This is a genomic window from Roseiarcus sp., assembly GCF_052145395.1.
In the GTDB taxonomy this organism is placed as follows: domain Bacteria; phylum Pseudomonadota; class Alphaproteobacteria; order Rhizobiales; family Beijerinckiaceae; genus Roseiarcus.
Genome location: NZ_JBKQOT010000610.1, coordinates 1 through 3208, shown reverse-complemented (window position 1 = coordinate 3208; position 3208 = coordinate 1). Strand labels below are relative to the sequence as shown.

The window sequence follows — 3208 nt, the reverse complement described above, 5'->3', positions numbered from 1 at the left end:
CGCCTTCCTCCCTTTAGATGGACGCGAGGGTCTTCTGCGCCGCCTTCAGATGCGGGATGTCGACCATCTTGCCGTCGATCCCGAGCGTGCCCGCGCCGGGATTGGCGGCGAAAGCCTCGACGATCCGGCGCGCGTGGGCGATCTCCGCTTCAGACGGCGAATAGCAACGGTTGATCGTCGCAACCTGGTCGGGATGGATCGCCATGCGGCCGAGGAATCCGTCGCGCCGCGAACGGCGGCAGTCGAGTTCGAGCCCTTCCGTGTCGAGGAAATCGGCGTGGATGGTGTCGATCGGCATGACCTCCGCGGCGGCGGCAGCGAACAGGCATTGCGTGCGGGCGACCTGGTAAGGGAAGGTCCAGCCGCCCGCTTCCCTGTTCTCGGTCGCGCCGAGCGCCGCGGCGAGATCCTCGCCGCCCCAGGTCAGCGCGGCGAGCCGCGGATGCGCGGGCGCATAGGTGTGAAGGGCAAACATCGCCTTCGCCGTCTCGGTTGCGACGACGGCGATCCTGACGGAGCCAACCGGCATCGCCGCCCTCGTTTCGAAGGCCTCGAGGTAATGGCCGAAGCGGGTGATGTCCTCCGCGCCGTTCGCTTTCGGAACGAGCACGCCGTCGAGTCCCGGCTTCACGACGGCGGCGAGATCGTCGAGGGTCAGGCCGGTGTCGAGCGCGTTGATGCGGACGAAGAAGGACCAGCCGCGCGGCTCCCTATTCTCGAGAAGGCTCGCGACATGGGCGCGCGCCGCCGCTTTTTGGCTGGGCGCAACCGAGTCCTCGAGGTCGAGGATCAGCGCGTCGGCGCCGGACGCCTGCGCCTTCGCGAACTTGCGTTCCGAATCGCCCGGAACGAACAGAAGCGAGCGAAGCCTCATTGGGCCTTCCTAAGCATCAGGGCGACGCGTCGGCAGGAGCAGACAACCTCGCCGCGCTGGTTGAATCCCTTGTGCTCGAACGTCACGATCCCCTGCGTCGGGCGCGACTTCGAATCGCGTAAGGCGACCACCTTCGTCTCCGCGTGAATCGTGTCGCCAGCGAAGACTGGCTTTGGAAAGGCGACTTCCTCCCAGCCGAGATTGCCGACCGTGGTGCCGAGCGTGGTGTCCAGCACCGACAGGCCCACGACAAGACCGAGAGTAAAGATGGAATTGACCAGCGGCTTGCCGAACTCGGTCGTCTTGGCGTATTCGTGGTCGATGTGAATGGCCGCCGGATTATGGGTCAGCGTCGAGAACAGGATGTTGTCCATGTCGGTCACCGTGCGCCGGACCTCGTGGACGAAGGTCTGACCGACGGTGAATTCCTCGAAATATTTCCCGCCCAATGCTCAACTCCCCCTTTTAGTGCAGGCGTCCAAAGATCGAGACTGCGGCGACGCTGTTGAACGGCGCGCCGCCGAGATTGTGGGTCAATCCGAGATCCACTTTGTCGAGCTGGCGTGATCCCGCCCGTCCGAGCAATTGCGTATAGACCTCATAGGCCATTCGGAGCCCCGAGGCGCCGATGGGATGGCCAAAGCACTTGAGGCCGCCGTCCGGCTGGCAGGGCTGAGCTCCAGCACGGTCGTAGCGGCCGTCGAGAATGTCGCGCGGCGCGTAGCCTTCCTCCGACAGGCCGAGGTCCTCCATCGTCACGAGCTCAGTGATGGAGAAGCAGTCGTGCACTTCCGTCAGCGAAAGCTCGGTCGCCGGATTGCGCACGCCGGCCTCCGCGTAGGCGCGTTTCGCGGCCTCCCGCGTGTTCAGCACATAAGAGCCGTCCCAGGCTTCATATTGCATCTCCCAGCCGTGGCTGGCCGAAAGCTGCACGGCCTTGACGGTCACCGGATTGACAACGCCAAGCCCTCTCGCGATCTCGGGCGTCGTGACGATGGCGGCCGCTGCGCCGTCGGACACGCCGCAGCAATCGTAGAGCCCGAGCGGGTCTGCGATCATCGGCGCCTTGAGGATCGTCTCGACGTCGACGGCCTTGCGCAGATGGGCGCGCGGATTTTGAACCGCGTTCTGGTGGCTCTTCCAGCTCACATGAGCCATGGCGCGCTTCAGATCGTCGCCGTTAAGCCGGTGCTTCGCCGCATAGGCCCCCGCCAGCTGGGCGAAGGAACCAGGCGCGGAGCCGTAGGGAAGCCAGAGGTCGTTGGCGAGGCCCTTTGTGCGTAGAGGCAGCCCGCCGTAGCCGGTATCCTTGAGCTTCTCGACGCCGAGGGCCAGGGCGAAATCGACGGCGCCGGCGGCGACGGCGTAGACGGCGGCGCGCAGGGCCTCGGACCCTGTCGCGCACATGTTTTCGACCCGCGAGACCGGAATAGTCTTCAGCCGTAGGGCATGCGCCAGCGGCAGCGCGCTGTTGCCGACATTGATGTCGTCAAGCGCATTGCCCATCCAGGCGGCCTGGATCTCGGAGCGTGCGATCTTCGCGTCCGCAAGCGCCTCCTCGAAGGCCTCGACCATGAGGTCCTCGGGGCCCTTGTCCCAATGTTCTCCGAAGGTCGTGCATCCCATGCCGAGTATCGCGACCTTGTCCTTGATCCCGCTTGCCATGTCTCAACCTTCGAGCAAGGGACGCTCAGCCGGCGCCGCTTTCCAGAAATAGGTTCGAAAGCCGCGACGCTGGTCGCGCGACTTGACGCGAAGGCGCATCCGCACCCGGTCGCCCACCGAAAAACCCCGCAAGTCGTCGTCCGTGAACTCCATCATTACCCTCGCGCCGTTGTCGAACTGTGCAAGCCCGAACCAGAATGGCGGGTCGGGCGTGAAGTTCAACCGATCTGCAGTCACGGAGACGACGCGGGCGAAATCGTCAGCGAGCCTGACGTCCTGCATCGGCTCGGGGCCATCGGCGTCGGGCCGGACGGGGACGCGACTCTTCGGGAACTGCACGTTTCCGACCGCGTCGCGACCGCCGACGAAGCCAATCATGTCGCGCCCGTAGCGCGCAATGACGGTGGCCTGCGCCTTCTGTTCGAACTCCGAGCGCACGCCCCAATCCAGCTCGAGCGCGCCGCTGAGACTCAGGAAACGGACATAGTCGCCAAGAGCCAGCCCCTGCCGCAGCGCGTCCTCCGCCGATCCGGCGCCCGGCATCGGGGCGGTCATTTCCAGCACCAGCGCGTCACTGCCGCTTCCGAATCCCGCGACGAGGATGCGCTCTCCCGGTTTGGCCCTCGCGGCTGCGAGCGCCATCGCGAAGAGGCCGTGGGCGGCGCCGAG

Annotated in this window: 3 protein-coding genes and 1 pseudogene; all 4 read right to left on the bottom strand. The window is 65.7% G+C overall.

Going from position 1 to position 3208, the window contains the following annotated elements:
• Nucleotides 1–13: 13 nt before the first annotated feature.
• Complete coding sequence (locus ACLP25_RS20970) at nucleotides 14–874, bottom strand: HpcH/HpaI aldolase/citrate lyase family protein (protein WP_442471086.1); 861 nt, start codon at nucleotides 872–874, stop codon at nucleotides 14–16.
• The gene (locus ACLP25_RS20965) at nucleotides 871–1323 is read right to left on the bottom strand and encodes a MaoC family dehydratase (protein WP_442471085.1); all 453 of its coding nucleotides are present in this window, start codon (nucleotides 1321–1323) and stop codon (nucleotides 871–873) included. The genes ACLP25_RS20970 and ACLP25_RS20965 overlap by 4 nt, the downstream gene beginning before the upstream one ends.
• A gap of 16 nt (nucleotides 1324–1339) precedes the next feature.
• Nucleotides 1340–2539 (bottom strand): acetyl-CoA acetyltransferase, encoded by a 1200-nt coding sequence (locus ACLP25_RS20960; RefSeq protein ID WP_442471084.1) that lies wholly within the window; start codon nucleotides 2537–2539, stop codon nucleotides 1340–1342.
• Between the two features lie 3 nt (nucleotides 2540–2542).
• Nucleotides 2543–3208 (bottom strand): annotated as a pseudogene (locus tag ACLP25_RS20955) (hypothetical protein); the annotation flags it as partial.

Coding starts and splice junctions, on each gene's coding strand:
- ACLP25_RS20970 (WP_442471086.1), bottom strand. CDS start 874: ATGAGGCTTCGCTCGCTTCTGTTCGTTCCGGGCGATTCGGAACGCAAG.
- ACLP25_RS20960 (WP_442471084.1), bottom strand. CDS start 2,539: ATGGCAAGCGGGATCAAGGACAAGGTCGCGATACTCGGCATGGGATGC.